The sequence below is a fragment of the uncultured Neptuniibacter sp. genome (assembly GCF_947498015.1).
Classification (GTDB): Bacteria; Pseudomonadota; Gammaproteobacteria; order Pseudomonadales; family Balneatricaceae; genus Neptuniibacter.
Window position 1 is genome coordinate 155,392 of the sequence record NZ_CANMIR010000004.1, and the last position, 15,286, is coordinate 170,677.

The 15,286-nt window shown below is 43.4% G+C and carries 17 protein-coding genes; 14 read left to right on the forward strand and 3 right to left on the reverse strand.

Annotation, left to right across the window (positions count from 1 at the left end):
- Positions 1 to 128: 128 nt before the first annotated feature.
- Positions 129 to 1,022, reverse strand: coding sequence for a hypothetical protein (locus Q0882_RS06730; RefSeq protein WP_299179297.1), 894 nt, complete (start codon positions 1,020 to 1,022; stop codon positions 129 to 131).
- Complete coding sequence (locus tag Q0882_RS06735; RefSeq protein WP_299179298.1) at positions 1,010 to 1,237, reverse strand: hypothetical protein; 228 nt, start codon at positions 1,235 to 1,237, stop codon at positions 1,010 to 1,012. The genes Q0882_RS06730 and Q0882_RS06735 overlap by 13 nt, the downstream gene beginning before the upstream one ends.
- Before the next feature lie 494 nt (positions 1,238 to 1,731).
- On the opposite strand from Q0882_RS06735, the gene Q0882_RS06740 reads away from it, so the two are divergent.
- Positions 1,732 to 2,028 (forward strand): hypothetical protein, encoded by a 297-nt coding sequence (locus Q0882_RS06740; protein ID WP_299179299.1) that lies wholly within the window; start codon positions 1,732 to 1,734, stop codon positions 2,026 to 2,028.
- 234 nt (positions 2,029 to 2,262) lie between these two features.
- Here Q0882_RS06740 and Q0882_RS06745 read toward each other — a convergent pair whose 3' ends face one another.
- On the reverse strand, positions 2,263 to 2,865 hold the full coding sequence (locus tag Q0882_RS06745) for a 3'-5' exonuclease (protein ID WP_299179300.1): 603 nt from the start codon (positions 2,863 to 2,865) through the stop codon (positions 2,263 to 2,265).
- A 428-nt stretch (positions 2,866 to 3,293) separates the two neighbouring features.
- On the opposite strand from Q0882_RS06745, the gene Q0882_RS06750 reads away from it, so the two are divergent.
- The 13 genes from Q0882_RS06750 to Q0882_RS06810 all read left to right on the forward strand — a co-directional run bounded on the left by Q0882_RS06750 (position 3,294) and on the right by Q0882_RS06810 (position 15,284).
- A complete protein-coding gene (locus tag Q0882_RS06750) occupies positions 3,294 to 4,031 on the forward strand; it encodes a hypothetical protein (RefSeq protein ID WP_299179301.1) in 738 nt (245 codons plus the stop codon).
- Between the two features lie 832 nt (positions 4,032 to 4,863).
- Positions 4,864 to 7,110: a heavy metal translocating P-type ATPase gene (locus Q0882_RS06755; RefSeq protein WP_299179302.1), complete on the forward strand. Its 2,247-nt coding sequence runs from the start codon at positions 4,864 to 4,866 to the stop codon at positions 7,108 to 7,110.
- A 17-nt stretch (positions 7,111 to 7,127) separates the two neighbouring features.
- Complete coding sequence (locus Q0882_RS06760) at positions 7,128 to 7,496, forward strand: cupredoxin domain-containing protein (RefSeq protein ID WP_299179303.1); 369 nt, start codon at positions 7,128 to 7,130, stop codon at positions 7,494 to 7,496.
- A complete protein-coding gene (locus Q0882_RS06765; protein WP_299179304.1) occupies positions 7,489 to 7,845 on the forward strand; it encodes a DUF2933 domain-containing protein in 357 nt (118 codons plus the stop codon). Before Q0882_RS06760 ends, Q0882_RS06765 begins: the two co-directional genes overlap by 8 nt.
- The gene (locus Q0882_RS06770; RefSeq protein WP_299179305.1) at positions 7,835 to 8,470 is read left to right on the forward strand and encodes an isoprenylcysteine carboxylmethyltransferase family protein; all 636 of its coding nucleotides are present in this window, start codon (positions 7,835 to 7,837) and stop codon (positions 8,468 to 8,470) included. The genes Q0882_RS06765 and Q0882_RS06770 overlap by 11 nt, the downstream gene beginning before the upstream one ends.
- Positions 8,467 to 8,808, forward strand: coding sequence for a cation transporter (locus Q0882_RS06775; protein ID WP_299179306.1), 342 nt, complete (start codon positions 8,467 to 8,469; stop codon positions 8,806 to 8,808). The genes Q0882_RS06770 and Q0882_RS06775 overlap by 4 nt, the downstream gene beginning before the upstream one ends.
- Before the next feature lie 14 nt (positions 8,809 to 8,822).
- Positions 8,823 to 9,377 carry a carboxymuconolactone decarboxylase family protein gene (locus Q0882_RS06780; protein WP_299179307.1) on the forward strand — a complete coding sequence of 185 codons (555 nt, stop codon included), beginning with the start codon at positions 8,823 to 8,825 and terminating at the stop codon, positions 9,375 to 9,377.
- 165 nt (positions 9,378 to 9,542) lie between these two features.
- On the forward strand, positions 9,543 to 9,956 hold the full coding sequence (locus Q0882_RS06785; protein ID WP_299179308.1) for a hypothetical protein: 414 nt from the start codon (positions 9,543 to 9,545) through the stop codon (positions 9,954 to 9,956).
- 65 nt (positions 9,957 to 10,021) lie between these two features.
- A complete protein-coding gene (locus Q0882_RS06790; RefSeq protein ID WP_299179309.1) occupies positions 10,022 to 10,369 on the forward strand; it encodes a P-II family nitrogen regulator in 348 nt (115 codons plus the stop codon).
- A 378-nt stretch (positions 10,370 to 10,747) separates the two neighbouring features.
- Entirely contained in the window at positions 10,748 to 11,335 is a 588-nt protein-coding gene (locus Q0882_RS06795; protein WP_299179310.1) for a cytochrome c, read from the forward strand.
- Entirely contained in the window at positions 11,335 to 12,219 is an 885-nt protein-coding gene (locus Q0882_RS06800; RefSeq protein ID WP_299179311.1) for a cytochrome c, read from the forward strand. Before Q0882_RS06795 ends, Q0882_RS06800 begins: the two co-directional genes overlap by 1 nt.
- Before the next feature lie 353 nt (positions 12,220 to 12,572).
- Complete coding sequence (locus tag Q0882_RS06805) at positions 12,573 to 13,787, forward strand: TolC family protein (protein WP_299179312.1); 1,215 nt, start codon at positions 12,573 to 12,575, stop codon at positions 13,785 to 13,787.
- A gap of 30 nt (positions 13,788 to 13,817) precedes the next feature.
- Positions 13,818 to 15,284, forward strand: a complete 1,467-nt coding sequence (locus Q0882_RS06810; RefSeq protein WP_299179313.1) for an efflux RND transporter periplasmic adaptor subunit — start codon at positions 13,818 to 13,820, stop codon at positions 15,282 to 15,284.
- Positions 15,285 to 15,286 lie beyond the last annotated feature (2 nt).

Here is a 15,286-nt window from a genome sequence, read left to right on the forward strand (position 1 = left end):
CTATGAAAAAGTGGGAAATTTGCAAGAAAGTCCTATGAGAAAGTGGGAAATCTATAATGACCAATTCGGAAATTCAGAGACAACCTAACCTTTCTTGCCTGATTTAAAGGCTTTGATTTGGGCGCTTTTTACGGTCTGAATAGACCCACAAGCCGGCTGCTTAACTGCTCTAATACATCATCAATAAGCGCCAGATCTAGCAAAGGCAGGGTGTCTGTGATGTCTAGGTTGATGATTGTGCCGTTATGATTATCTTCATAATCAAATAATGCTGAACCTTTCAAACATTCATGCCCAAAAACAACGACAAGTTGTGCATCTTCAAGTGATGTATCCGTTAGCAACCGACTGGACTTCTTTACGCATTCCAGCTCGGTTGTATTGATTCCAAAGGAAAGAGTGTTAAAGCTCTCAGCTTGGCAATCTAACAATGTTTTAAGGCTGTGGGCAGGTCGGAAAGGCGGTTCACTTATACAGTGGATTTTGTGAATTCCATGTGCTGATAGCGAATCGACAATGTTATTAGCTTTTCTGAGAAGGTTTATTGCATCGGCCATGCGTTTAGCATCAGGGACAGCTCGATGTGGAGGTGGATTAGCTTTCAGTATCTTGAAGAATGTAGCGAACTGATCAGTAGGAAGTCGATCAAGCAGTTCTCGAATATCTCTAAGAGTAAAGCTCGGTTTAATTCCAGCCGCATTGAATAGTGTCTTCAGCCACTCACCATCATAGACTGCTGCGTCAGAATAGATATCCTCTGCGCCGAGTTGTTTATTCAGAGCTAAACAAGCCTGATGAATAGTGATTCCTTGATCTAAGAGTACAGAGCGAGGGATAGCATGGATTTGCTGTGCTTTGAGATCCCAGTGAGTCCATTCTGGAATCGGTTTAATTAGGAAGGAGCTTTCGTTACCTTCCGTATCAACCCATCCGACTTCTATTGGGTAGCTATCTTCATGGATGCCACTGGCTTCAATATCTAAAAATGTAAGAAGCTCTTGTGAGGTCATCAGTGCAGCCACACTTCTCTCATAAGGTATGACTCAAGGTCTTCAGGTTCGGTGGCTGATTGTAATGCTGCATCAATCACATCAGAGGGAACTTCCTGAGCATAGGCAGCAGCAATAATAGGGATGATTCTATCTAGCCTTCCTAGATCAATGAAGTGGACATCTTGTGGAAATTTTTTGATGGAATGGATGGCTTGGGTATAAGCAACTATGTCTAGTGAGGCCATGGTTAATTCTCTCGATATGTATATATATACAGTATAGCCTCGTTATATGTATTGGCAAATATCCTGAGTAATAAACATAGCTACAGCAGTTATAATTACGGATACGCAAGCAAACTCAAATCGATACTAGAAATACAATGAACGACAATTTATCCGAATGGCTTCAGGGATTATCCCCCCAGCAGCTTGAACTTGTTAAAAACAGGCTAGATGAACTAATCGCAGAAAAGAAATCGCGTGTAGCAAATCCAGGAGCTGCTTCATTGGATGATCTTGCTTCATCTCTTGGGTTGGACTTAAGAGGTTTATCTCGAGACGTTAATCGTAAACTACGTTGATTGGTTGGCTTAAATTACCGTAATTACTGCAACATGGTCAGTTCCCATACTTTCCGGAAGTCTGGTAACTGACAAAAGAGGTACAAGATCTCTGTCGGAACCGGGGTGTTAATGTTGGCCGCTAAATTATAGTTTTTGTTTAGAAGGGGGATTCTTATGGAAATTAAAGGACTCCAACAAGTTGAAACCACTATAGATTTCCGTTGTGACCTTTGCGGTGACAGCTGTAAGCAAGAAACCGGCGTCACTCAAAGCTTGGAATTTGGTACGCTAAACGCAAACTGGGGCTATGCCTCAAAGCATGATGGGGAAAGCTATAACATCCATTTTTGCGAAGACTGCTTTTTCCAAACGTTAGCCAATTTGAGAGAAGCCCGTAGGGGCATTCGAATGTTTGATCAGGACTTTGACCCACTTGCAGGTACTGAAACAGACCCTTTAGCTGAAAAATAAAGAACAGATAGTGCCTCTACTTTTTAGAAGCCTCGTATAGCTAAGTTATAACTTTTCATCGCGCCCAAGGCTGTTAGGCAATATTTTACGGCAGTGAAGAGAGATACTGTTTCAATCCTGATTCAATCTTCTTAATATTTGTAGCTTCCATGCTCAGAAAGGCTCTGTTGAACATATGCACAACAGGGCCTTTTCTTGGTACGGCATTTCTGATGTAAACAGTGTGATTGACGATTACTGTTTTTCAGTCTGAAGAAAGATGTACGGTAGTAGCTTAACGATATTTTGAACATCAGCCAGACTTCGGTGATGCTTGCCAGCAAGTTCAAGCCCCTTTAGTTCAAATGCTTTTCTCATACCTACTTGAGGTTTAATCCTCTGACTTTTCGCAAATCCTTTTTTTAAATTCAGTTTCATTGTTGGGCTAAATTCATCTAGGTTGTGATGGTTACAATCAATATTTATTTGGTCAAGATCGTATGCGCCCCAAGAGCAAAAAACATAATCTGTTGTGGACGAGGGTAACCAAGCGATGAATCTTTCGAAAACAGCACTGAAGGGCTGTGCTTGACTGATCTGCTCTTGATTAATGCCTGTAAGTTCAATACAAAAATCACTCAAAATAGGATGGATAATTGGGCTTACCAGGCTGTTAAACTCGCTAATAACGTCAAAGCTTTTAGCGCAAACTAGGACTGCACCCAACTCGATAATTTCTCTCATGTCTGGCGGAATAGATCCATCTTCAGTGCAGGTGTGTTCAACATCTACGATCAGAAGATACTTCTTAGTATCTAAAATGTGTTTCATACCATCTGTTGTGTATTCAACATGCATCAGTTAATCCACGCTGGTTTTGAATAGGGTATACATTTTCACATCTCAGAGGTTTTAACTCGTTATTTTCTTTGTAGCACATCAAGGGGCTCCAGGTGGTCTTGAAAAATGCCTTGATTGCTGAGAAGACCTGTAACCATATGATTTTTATAAGTTAACCCTAATAGAATATTTCAAGGTTAGCCCATCTACAAACAGATACGCTGGACGTTTGGATTATGTTGTAGATCGCCTTGCGGTTTCTCAAATCATGTACTATGTTTATTGCTACGGCGCAGAGCCAACGCAGCATCAGCGTAAAAACTGTGAAATAACAACGTCCGGCCCAACATTAAAAATTTTATTGTTGTAGCCCTCTCGTTACGAAAGATGCCGATGTCTATAGGTTAGATGTTAGAGGTGCTACCAACAGCAATAGGATTTTTATTATGGACATTCATGCCCACGATACTGCTCGAATTATATCTGCAGGTTTATTCAAAATAGCTTCCCTTCTTTTTCACCGGAAATGTCGCTCAGAGCTAAGCCTATCATTATCTCAATTACGGGAAAGCCTTGCCCGGGCACTGGGATTTAGTGATTACCACGGGTTGAAAAATAATGATTCAATCGTAATAGAGTTCGACAGAATGGTAGAGGTGTCAGGGATTCCGGATTGTGCGAAAGAGGCTTTATTCGAGTTTTTCTTCCGCAGCCCTTTCATAAATACTGGTACCGAAAACACTCTATGCCTTGCTGTGAGAGGGCTAGGGGAGGAAGAGCATTTTATTTCTACCCATCCTTATATCGATCATGGCCAAGGTCTTTATCGTGAAGATTTTGACTTTATACCCCTAGGTAAAGAAGTGGCACTGCCGTTGGACGATTGGAAGGCTTTCGTTCTTAAAGTGGAGGCGGAGCTTAAACAATCGACAGACACTAATCCCTCCGACTTATGTGAATCAATCGTTCATCTTTTCAATCAAATCGATAGTGTTCAGCCTTATTACGGCCCTTATTTGTTTGTGGATGATTACCCTGAATTGCAGAAGTCCATTGAGGAAAGCCAAAGTAAAGCAGACACCAGAAAAGTCCTTGCCGAGTGGTATTCGCTCGAAGATGATTTTGCTACCCCTTTGAGTGATTTGATCTCCTTTTGTGAGGAAAGCTTAGACCTGCCTTCCTGACTTTTTGAACTTTCAGAGCAACCCCGTGTTGCTCTGAGCCACCTAGACCAATGGGAAGCTCTTTTAATCAAGAAGCCTTACCTAAGCCTATAATCAAGTGATTATGATTACGAAAAATTACTATTTAGTTGTTCTAAATAAACCTTGTGTTTCGATGTTCAGTGATATTAAAAAAATAGGCCAGCAGGTCTCGCCTGCTTCTAGATCTATTTTCCTTTCTACTAAGAAGCAACGATCCAATGGGAATCCCCGATTTGCCAGGCACATACTTAGAAGTAGCTGCGTGCCTATCACTGCTTGAGAGAACATCCAGGTGTAGAGAACAGATTACTCGGTTTAAGACATGTTAATATCAGCTTAGGGCTGACATGTTTTGTGAAGAACTGTTTTATTCAGTACGGGGAAGTAAGCATTAAGTGGAAGGGCTGTAACAAACAGTTCCACTTATGCAAAGTGCCATTTTCAGGCATGATTCTTACGTCAGTACAACTAATGATTGGACTAGCTGATTATCAGAACGTCTCGCCCCGTCAAACCTACCGCAGTTCTTGCGGACTATAAGTAATGATTCAAACAGACCTTACCAGATTCGGTATCAGTAGTTTTTTAAAGTGATGTAGTGGAGTAGGTGGATCTGAATAAAGATGAGTTGGTACCACTTTGACCATCGTATCGCCAAAGACGTGTAATTTACTTTTTAGTTTTATAAGTAACTGAATCTAGAAGCTCAAGCCCCCTTGACCTTACATCAACAGGAAGGTCTATCCTGATCACAGAAATGCTCTTTTTAAATTTCTATTGAGCGATTTACAGTGCCTTATAGGTGATCAGGATGAGTTCCAACAGCCCAAACATAGAGAAAACCCTGCTAATAGATGGTGCCGGTTGTGCCAGCTGTGTAGGAAAGATAGAAGGTGCGTTGTTAGAAGTAACTGGCGTACAGAAAGCATCGATGAACTTTGCTCAACGAACGGTGCTTGTGACGGGTGATGTGGTTGATCATGATTTGATCCGCGCTGTTGAAAATGTGGGTTATCAAGCCAGTTTCGTTGATCAAACCGATCAAGATTTACTGGTTGAGAAAGAAAAGTCTGAAGCGGCCTACTATCACCGCTTGATGAGAGAGATGACAATTGCCCTCTCTTTGGGCGTTCCCCTAATGATCTATGGGATGTTTATCGGTGAGATGACTGTATCCACCAATATGGAACGAATTGCTTGGGCCATTGTTGGCCTTCTCACATTAGGAATCATGTATTTTTCAGGACGCCATTTTTATATAGGTGCCTGGAAGTCTTTTCAAAATCACAGTGCCAATATGGATACCCTCATCGCATTAGGTACTGGTACCGCTTGGATCTATTCCATGGTGGTTGTATTTGCCCCGGATGCAGTCCCTCTGATGGCAAGACATGTCTACTTTGAAGCCACTGCAATGATTATTGGTTTAATCGATCTAGGTTTAGCCCTTGAGATAAAGGCGCGTGGCAGGACTTCAGAAGCGATCAAGCGCTTGATAGGCCTGCAGCCAAAGAATGCACGAGTCATTAGAGATGGTGAAGAGATTGATATTCCCATTGAGGATGTTGTCCTGGATGACCAATTAAGAATCCGCCCTGGAGAAAAAATCCCTGTTGACGGTATTGTTATTGAGGGTAGTACCTCTGTGGATGAATCCATGTTGACGGGTGAACCAATGCCTGTTGAGAAAGCAGCTGGAGATGAAGTTGTTGCAGGTACCATCAATAAATCTGGAACAGTGATATTCAAAGCAACACGTGTTGGTAAAGATACTGCACTGGCACAAATTATTGAGATGGTTAAACGGGCGCAAAACTCTAAACCATCTATAGGACGTTTAGCGGATGTGATATCGGGCTATTTCGTTCCGGTTGTGATGATCATAGCTATTCTCAGTGCATTGGCCTGGTTAAATTTTGGCCCGGCTCCTGCCGTGGCCTTCGCTATTGTGTCAGCAACAACTGTTTTGATTATTGCATGTCCCTGTGCGTTGGGATTGGCAACACCCATGTCGGTAATGGTGGGTGTGGGTAAAGCGGCTGAAGCAGGCGTGTTGATCCGCAACGGCGAGGCCTTACAGACGGCCTCTAAAATCAGCGCCATGATTCTGGATAAAACCGGCACCATAACTGAAGGTAGCCCTCAGGTTACAGAGATCCAGTTGACCGGCGATCATAAAGAGGAAGACATTCTTCGCTTAGCGGCAAGTTTGGAATCCGGTTCGGAACATCCCTTAGCGCTTTCTATAGTGGAGTCAGCCAAAGCCCAAGGATTTACCCTTTCTAAAGTGACGAACTTTAACGCGATTGCTGGACATGGCGTGGAAGGTGAAGTGGATGGAAGCACCCTGTTATTTGGTAATGAAAAGTTGATGGAAGAACGGTCAATTTCTATCAACCATCACATCGCTGATGCGCAGCGTATGGCATCAGAAGCACAGACCCCTATGTACTTGGCTATCAATGGACAGCTTGCTGCGATTATTGCAGTTTCGGATCCGATCAAAAAAGACTCAGTAGAGGCAGTCAAACGGCTACAAGCAAATGGCATACGTGTCGTAATGCTTACCGGTGATAACCGAGCAACAGCTAAGGCAGTTGCAGAAAAAGTAGGTATTACAGAGTTTGTTGCAGAAGTCTTGCCTGAGGATAAATCCAACAAGGTTGAAGAGCTTCAGGCACAAGGTGAGATCGTAGGTATGACTGGAGACGGCATCAATGATGCGCCTGCCTTGGCTCAAGCTAATGTCGGGTTTGCCATTGGTACAGGCACTGATGTGGCGATTGAAAGTGCTGACATAACTCTGATGCGCGGTTCATTACATGGATTGGCTGATGCTATAGCTATCAGTAAAGCGACATTACGCAATATTAAGCAAAATTTGTTTGGTGCTTTTATTTACAACGTTGCAGGTATCCCGTTTGCAGCAGGTGTTTTGTATCCGTTCTTTGGACTACTGCTGAGTCCAGTTATTGCCGGGGCGGCAATGGCTTTCTCTTCGCTCACGGTGGTGAGTAATGCCAACCGTTTACGTTTGTTTAAAGCATCAGAGCATTAATCAGGGAGGCTAGCATCATGTTGATAATTAATTTATTAGGTTTCGTATTAATCGGCTTAATCATCTGGTGGTTTTGGCTTTATAAACCAGACACTACAGCAGTAACCAAAGGCACGGTCCCTATAACGGTTGAGAACGGGGTATACAGCCCAGCACAGGTTCATGTACAGGCAGGCGAACCCATTATTCTCAGTTTTGTTCGTAAAGACAGCTCGCCTTGCTCGGCCATTGTACAGTTTGATGACTTAGGACTAAGTGAAGAGCTCCCCTTAAACAAAGCGCGAGAGATAAAGTTTGACGCTTTAACACCCGGTAAATATCCATTTTCATGTCAGATGCAGATGTACCGGGGCGAATTGATTGTGGAGGGACCGAACAATGAGTAAGAAGTCTTCATTCTGGTGCTCTAAAAGTGGATTCGCGGCATTACTGATGATTGCCGTTGCAGGCTATTTCCTGTTAGTTGAGCATGCAGAGCATGTTTTTCCTTTTCTGCCCTATCTGTTTTTACTGATGTGTCCATTGATGCACTTGTTTATGCATGGCAATCATAATCACGGTGGCCATAAGCACGATGCTAAGCAGGAGGAAGAGTTTAGTCCTTCTCCAGAGCATAGGCATGAGAACTTTGTCGAACAGGGTGAGCAAAACGATGCTTATCGGGAAGGTTACATTGAGGGTTTAAAAGCGGCGAGAGAAGAAGCAAATCAAAAGGAGCACAAACATGAGCAATGATTATGGATTGTGGTCTTTGGTTGTTATTAACTCGGCTGTTTTTATCTTTTTCGCGTTTAGTTTTATTAAACCTAAAAGCAAAATGGATTGGCGCAGTCTGGGGGCATTCTCAGCTTTCATCATTGCGCTCTTTACAGAGATGTATGGATTCCCCTTAACGATCTATTTCCTTTCGGGATGGCTGAGTGAAATCTATCCACAAATCGATTTCTATGCCCATGAAAATGGTCACCTTCTGCATACGTTACTGGGATTCGAAGGTGACCCCCATTTCGACCCACTTCATTTGGCGAGCAATGCACTGATTGTTATTGGCTTCTTTATTTTAGCTTCGGCTTGGAATGTATTGTTTCAAGCACAGAAGCAGCATCGTTTAGCGAAAGACGGATGGTATGCACGGTGTAGACATCCGCAGTATTTGGCATTTGTACTGATCATGTTTGGCTTCTTACTGCAATGGCCAACGATTCCAACCTTGGTGATGTTCCCTATCTTGGTCTTTATCTATGTGCGGTTAGCAAAGTATGAGGAAGGCATCGCTTTAGCCGAATTTGGTGGCGAATATGAAGTATACAAAGAGACTACACCGAGGTTTCTTCCGCAAATTGGGAGAGTTGTATCATGAAAAAAGAGCATCGTTTAGGGGTATCGGAAACTAATCTGGTAGAGAGACATCTGAAGGTTGAGAAAGCTTCGGATGAACAGGTTTGTGCAGCGGTTGAGGAGATCGATCAGCTTTACGGCATTGATGAGGTGAGTTTTGATCCGGAGCAAAAGGTATTCATTCTGGAGTATGACGCAACACGCCTTTGTATTGATAGTTTGGAAGAGGTGATCACGAAGCATGGAATAGAAATCTGTCATGATTGGTGGTCAAACTTTAAAGAAGGCTATTACCGGTTTGTGGATAAAAATGTACATGATAACTACACCCATAAACCCTGGAGTTGCCATAAAAAATGATAGTGGAGGGCAAGATGCGTATCAGTGCTAAAAAGCTTCAGGATTATCCATTGTATCTTCGGCCATTCTTTTGGAATCAAAACCGCAAATACGGCATGGTACTCAAGCCTGCACTTCTCTGGGCGCGTATCCCCCGATTGTTTACAACCGTTGCTCTACTGTTTGGTGCTTTGGATTCCAGGAAATCGGTTATCACGCCTTCACTTCGATCAATGATTACGGTGAGGGTTTCTCAAATTAACTGGTGTGAGTTCTGTGTTGATGTCAATTCCTACATATACGCTAAACGTGCTGGAGAAGAATCTAAATTAGAGGCCTTATCGGAGTGGCGAGAAAGTCCTTTATTTGATGAACATGAGAAAGTTGTCTTGGAATATGTTGACGCGATAACTTTTAGTGACAGGCAAGTAACCGATGCTGAAATGGAAGAACTTCGTAAATATTACGATGAAGATGGAATTGTTGAGTTAACCGGACTAATCGCTTTTCAGAATATGTCGAGTAAATTCAACAGTGCATTAGATGTGCCGTCTCAAGGCTTCTGCCGTATATCTTCAAAGAAAACCTGATTCATCTCAAAAAATTACTGTAAACCCATTCACCACAACTATTCCTATTGACCTTCCAGTTACTGGAAGGTCTAGATTTTAAGACAAAGGTTACGGGCACAATTCTGAAAAAGTTGTTCAGAATTGTGGAAGCTAGCTTTAGAAATTGCAATCAAGGAGCGTGTGATGAAACGTTTAATGATAGGAATACTCAGTGTTGCTTTGATGGGCGCAGGTCTATCTGTAAATGCCCATCAGCAGGAGATGGGGATGCAGGGCGGTTCGAATAACGAACGATCTCAGATGATGAATATGCATGAGCATATGGGAAAAACTGAAAGTTTGATGAATGAGATCCAGAGTAACAAACAGCCTGAAAAGCGTCGGGAAATGATGCATGAGCATATGAAACAGATGCGAATGGGTATGGATATGATGCATGACGGAGGGATGATGGGAGACAAAAAGGCGGACGGTGAGCCTTGCCCACATATGGATTCACGTATGGGAATGATGGAACAGAGAATGAAAATGATGCAGAGAATGATGCGACAAATGATGGAACATCAATCTCAGCAAGATATGCCAATGCATCGATAACATTTGATGCCAGATAAGAAATGAGGGAGGTTATCCCTCATTTCTATTTCTACGGAGGTTGTGCAATGAGTTTGAAGAAAGTCAGCGCTATCTTTAATGAAATGGAGAAAAGCAAGCTAGAAGCTGCTTTCAGGAAAGCAGGGATCTGCGGATACACTATTCATGATGTTCGTGGGCATGGCGTATATAATCAAGAGTATGGTCAAGAGAATTTGGTAGACCATCTGCAAGTAGATATTTATACCTCGGCGGAATATGCACACGCTGTAGCAGAACTGATAGTGGAGACTGTATCGGTCAATGCGGACAGTGAAGGGTTGGTTGCTATTCTTCCCGTCGATGATCTCTATTGGATTCATACTAAAGAAAAAGCTGTAGTCAGCGAATTTGTTTATAGAGCTGACAGAGATTAAGTTCGGGATGAGACAATATTCATAATCGCAATGACGCTATTCTTTAAGTATCTGCTGTTGATAGTAGTCTTACTGGTGCAGCCTGTTCAGGCTAAACTTTTTGAAAAAAGTGACTTATCAACAAAGCTTCATAGTAGTGAGGTGCAGCATGTCCATGATCATGCAGATGGGCATGTATTTGAGTGCCATTCAGGGCATTTTATAGCCATTCTGGAAAATTTCCCTATTACCCGAATTCACTTCACTCAAGTGGCTTGCGAACTGAAAAGCATTGGTGCTTATTCATTCATAATTATTGAAGATCCTCCACCTCCTAAGTCATAACATGCGCTTAGTTTTAAGTGGCAGTGACTTATTAATTTATTAGAGACCAAAATAATGTTTAAGAAATCAGCGAAGTATTTAATTGCGGTTAGCCTTACAGTTTCTACTGCAGTTGTTATGGCTCACGGTGGTGCTAAAGGGATAGTAAAAGAGCGAATGGATGCAATGGGGGATATGAAAGACTCTATGAAAGAAGTATCTGACATGTTCAAAGGCAAAGCCCCTTATGATGCAAATAAGGTCAGAACTGCAGCCGAGGTGATTAAAGGCCATTCAGGTAATGCTTTAACAAAATTGTTTCCAGAGGGCAGCTTGCAGCATCCTACAGAAGCAAAAGCGGTTATTTGGGATGAATGGGATCGCTTTTCTAAGTTGGCGGATCATTTAGAGACTTTAAGTGAAGGTTTAGCGAACGCAGCAGAGAATAAAGACACCCCGACTGAACAGAAAGGGATGATGGGTATGATGGGTGGCGGCAATATGATGGGTAGTGACCATATGATGGGTAATTCATCCATGATGGGTGGGCACATGGTCCATACCGCAGAAGAATACGGAAAAATGCCGGTTGAAATGGTTTTTAAAATGGTGACTGATAACTGTTCATCGTGTCACACTCGATTTAGAAAAGAGAAAGAGTAATGAAACGAGCACTTATTATTCTTTCAGGACTTAGTGTTGTTTTAGCTATGGGTTGGAACAGCCTGAACAGTGAAGCCACTGTTGCAAGTTCGCTTAAAGAGTTGAAAGGTGATGTTAACCGAGGAGCATACTTAGCAAGAGCTTCTGGGTGCATCGCTTGTCATACGGATGTGGTTAACGGTGGTGCTCCTCTGGCAGGAGGACCTCCATTGAAAACGCCTTTCGGGACATTTTATGCACCTAATCTGACAACCGATACGGTACATGGTATCGGTGGATGGGATGTCGATGATTTTGCTTTGGCTTTGCGTTATGGCCAAAGCCCAAAAGGCGATAGCTATTATCCGGCCTTTCCCTATACCTTTTACACGAAACTGAGTGATCAGGATATTGCTGATCTTTGGGCAGCATTTCAGACAGTCCAAGCGGTAGGACTGTCAGCCGAAGAGCATCAGCTAGGATTCCCTTTCAACCAGAGAGCGGGTCTGCCAGTTTGGCAAGCATTGTTCTTTTCTGAGGAAAGGTTCCAACCTGATACAACAAAAAGTGAGAAATATAACAGAGGAGCTTATTTGGTTGAGGCTGCTACCCATTGTGCGGCGTGCCATAGTGAGCGAAATCTATTCGGTGCATTAGATCAAGATAATCCTTTCACGGGTTCAAAGTCTATGCTCGAGGGGGAAGGGAAAACCCCTGCTATTACTAAGCAAGCGTTGCTGGATAAAGGCTGGACCGAATTAGATTTAGCTTACGCGTTGAAATCAGGCCTAAAGCATGATGGTGACGCCTTCGGAGGAAGTATGGGGGAAGTTGTTAGAGATGGTACTTCCTTTATGCAAAAAAAAGACCTAGAAGCAATAGCCCATTATCTAATGAACCAATAATCCCAAGCCCTCAGTGATGAGGGCTTTTATCGGAAGCGAGATAAGAACTTGTTGTTATGAAATGTTAGAAAGAGCAACTCTAATTTGGGTAAAATTAGACACAAAACACTATTAATTGCCCCGTTACAGCCATAAAACATTCAGCTCAATAAATTACTTTAACTTAGATGAACTTACTCAACAGGTGCTTTTTACCTGTTGCAGTGCCTGTTAAACAGCTGTTATTCCGCTGTTCCCCTCCTGAAGCTTTGTCATCTCGAGAATGATTTATTCAGTTTCGAATCATTTTCAGCCTTTAAAGTACTTGGCATTATTGATTGAACTCAAAAAGAGCTAAGTGCTCAGGACCCTATATGAAGCTAAAACTAATTACTCGATCCATAGGTATTGGACTGATGGTTGCGAGCTCATCTTATATTTTTGCAGATACGCCTAGGAACTGGAGCCAGCAGCTACAACTGCGCTTAGCAGAATCGCCGCAATGGCAACAACTCGGCAGCCAAGTTATCGCTGCAGAAGCCGAACTTACCGCTGCGCAGCAACCTGTATATAACCCTGAAATAGAGTTTAGTTACGAAGATAAGAACGAACGTGCCTATCAGGCAACACTAAGTCAAACTATTGATCTGTTTGATAAGCGAGATACCCGCAGTCAAATAGCCGCGCTACAAAAGCAAATTACTAAGCTGGAACAACAGCAAAGTGAAAATCAGATTACAGCCAGTGCTCTTACTCTTTTGCTGGAAACTCGTCGTGCTAAAGCCCTGCTGTCTCTCGCAGATGATCAGCTCAAAATCAGCCAACGCCTGATAAAACTAACTCAACAGAGGCTGTATGCAGGCGATGCCACCCAAATCGATCTGGATATAGTAAAACTATCCTCATCCGAGGCATTGCAGACTAAAGCAGCAGCGCAACAGGCTTTACAAAACTATCAGGCAGAGCAAACGGTTTTGTTGGGTGATCTGATCCCAACCTTGCCACAGCCTCTACCTTATACCTTATCCCAAACGCCGGACTTTATACGCTTAAGCCAACAACACTTAGCTGTGAAAACCCTTGGAGTAAGAGCTCAGCAAGCACAGTTAAGAGTTCAGGAATCGGTCAACGAAAGCAAAGCAGAGCCAACCTTAGGGCTGGGGTTTGGACAAGATGGTGATGACGATGTCATAGCACTTTCTATCAGCTTTCCACTGAATATTCGCAATAGCTATAGCGCTGAAGTCGATGCCGCAAATGCCCGTGCTAAAACCTCAGATTTGGCGTTAGCCCAAGTGCGAGTCGAGATAGAAACTGCACTACAACGCAGTTGGTCTAGTTTGAAGCAGCAACAGTCACTACAGCAAATCTGGCAAAAGCCTGGACAACACAGTCTTGTGCAATTGAATAGCCAACTGGAAAAGCTGTGGAAGCTTGGCGAACTGACAACTACGAATTACCTGCAGAACTTACAGCAACTAAACCAAGCTCTGGCTGCAGACATCAATTTGAACACCGAATCCGATATCCGACTGATTGACTGGCTCCATACCAGCAACCAACTCCAAGACTGGTTAGATCAGCAATAATTATTGGCCTTCATCACTGAGATACTCGTTATGCAAAAGAAAACTCTACCTTTACTCGCCAGCAATTTGTTATTGGCAGCTGCAGTTGGCAGCGCTTACGCAGGTGAGAACCATCCTATACCGACACAAAAGAATGTAGCCACAGAGGTTCATAGCAACATAGGTCATAGCGGCCATACTGAGGATGCAGATCATAATCATGCAGAAGAAGCAGCGCACAAGCATGAAGAAGGCCATGACCATGCAGAAGACGCTGAGCAGCATCATGATAATGAAGAAGCGGAGCACCATCACGATGAAGACCATGACCATGACCATGACCATGTCGAAGCAGCGGAGCACAAGCACGATGAAGACCATGACCATGTAGAAGAAGCTGGACATCAGCACGAAGAAAGTCATGAGGATGCTTCTGCAGAGGAACACAGTGATAACGACGGGCATGCTCATGGCAGCAAAGATGAGCATGGACATGAAGAAGAGGAAGGTACGGTTCACCTAAATGCCAAACAGCAAGCGATGATCGACCTGAAAACCACCAAGCTCAAGCCAGTATTACTAGCAGATAGCCGAATAGTCCCTGGCGAAGTCGTAATTAACCGCTATAACAGCAGCATTGTTTCCCCCCAAGCAGATGTCCGTGTAATTCAGCGCCATGTCATGTTAGGTGATCATGTCGTTAAAGGACAGCCGTTGGTTACTCTGTTTTCCGATGAACTTGCAGACCGTTTCTCTGACCTTAAAAATGATGCAAAAGAATGGGAGATCGTGCGTAAACTGGGCAAGAGCCTTGCGGGTAAAAACCGCTATAGTCAGGCCCAAACTAATTTCCAACAAAGTCTGACTAAGGTTAGCGCGTTTGGACTTTCTAACAGCGAGATCCAAAACCAGCTGATCCAGCCCAGTAAAAATCCTTTAGGTCAGTTTGTACTGAAAGCACCGCATGCAGGTGTAGTACAACAAGATGATTTTCTGATTGGCCAACAAATCAGCAGCAGCGACCCTTTATTTACGCTGGTCGATGAAACAACGGTCTGGGTGGAAGCACAACTACCACCTAACCTGCCTTTAAACCTGAGCAAGGGCACACCGATCTCTCTCACTGTCGGGGCTGAAGCGTATCAGGGGGAGTTGCTGCAATTCGCACATAGCCTGGATGAAGTAACTCGTACCCGTATGGCGCGAATCAGTGTCAATAATCAGGAGCATCGCCTCCACCCGGGACAATTTGCTCAGGTGGTTATGCCACTGGATAAACACACTTGGCAGTTATATCTACCGGAAGCCGCTTTCACCCGCACCCCTGATGGTGACTGGGGTGTTTTTATCGAGCAATCCCCCGGTGAGTATAAATTAGAGGAAATAGAAGTCATTCGTGAGACTGGTGAGGGGCGTGTTATTAAGGGGTTGCCACTAGGTTCTACGGTCGTCACATCGGGTACTTTTTTCCTCGCTTCAGAGCAAGCCAAAGCTGGCTTTGATATCCACAACCACTAGGA

Coding starts and splice junctions, on each gene's coding strand:
- Q0882_RS06765 (WP_299179304.1), top strand. CDS start 7,489: ATGAGTAAGAAGTCTTCATTCTGGTGCTCTAAAAGTGGATTCGCGGCA.
- Q0882_RS06800 (WP_299179311.1), top strand. CDS start 11,335: ATGAAACGAGCACTTATTATTCTTTCAGGACTTAGTGTTGTTTTAGCT.
- Q0882_RS06745 (WP_299179300.1), bottom strand. CDS start 2,865: ATGCATGTTGAATACACAACAGATGGTATGAAACACATTTTAGATACT.
- Q0882_RS06770 (WP_299179305.1), top strand. CDS start 7,835: ATGAGCAATGATTATGGATTGTGGTCTTTGGTTGTTATTAACTCGGCT.
- Q0882_RS06810 (WP_299179313.1), top strand. CDS start 13,818: ATGCAAAAGAAAACTCTACCTTTACTCGCCAGCAATTTGTTATTGGCA.
- Q0882_RS06740 (WP_299179299.1), top strand. CDS start 1,732: ATGGAAATTAAAGGACTCCAACAAGTTGAAACCACTATAGATTTCCGT.
- Q0882_RS06735 (WP_299179298.1), bottom strand. CDS start 1,237: ATGGCCTCACTAGACATAGTTGCTTATACCCAAGCCATCCATTCCATC.
- Q0882_RS06795 (WP_299179310.1), top strand. CDS start 10,748: ATGTTTAAGAAATCAGCGAAGTATTTAATTGCGGTTAGCCTTACAGTT.
- Q0882_RS06755 (WP_299179302.1), top strand. CDS start 4,864: ATGAGTTCCAACAGCCCAAACATAGAGAAAACCCTGCTAATAGATGGT.
- Q0882_RS06775 (WP_299179306.1), top strand. CDS start 8,467: ATGAAAAAAGAGCATCGTTTAGGGGTATCGGAAACTAATCTGGTAGAG.
- Q0882_RS06760 (WP_299179303.1), top strand. CDS start 7,128: ATGTTGATAATTAATTTATTAGGTTTCGTATTAATCGGCTTAATCATC.
- Q0882_RS06805 (WP_299179312.1), top strand. CDS start 12,573: ATGAAGCTAAAACTAATTACTCGATCCATAGGTATTGGACTGATGGTT.
- Q0882_RS06785 (WP_299179308.1), top strand. CDS start 9,543: ATGAAACGTTTAATGATAGGAATACTCAGTGTTGCTTTGATGGGCGCA.
- Q0882_RS06790 (WP_299179309.1), top strand. CDS start 10,022: ATGAGTTTGAAGAAAGTCAGCGCTATCTTTAATGAAATGGAGAAAAGC.
- Q0882_RS06750 (WP_299179301.1), top strand. CDS start 3,294: ATGGACATTCATGCCCACGATACTGCTCGAATTATATCTGCAGGTTTA.
- Q0882_RS06780 (WP_299179307.1), top strand. CDS start 8,823: ATGCGTATCAGTGCTAAAAAGCTTCAGGATTATCCATTGTATCTTCGG.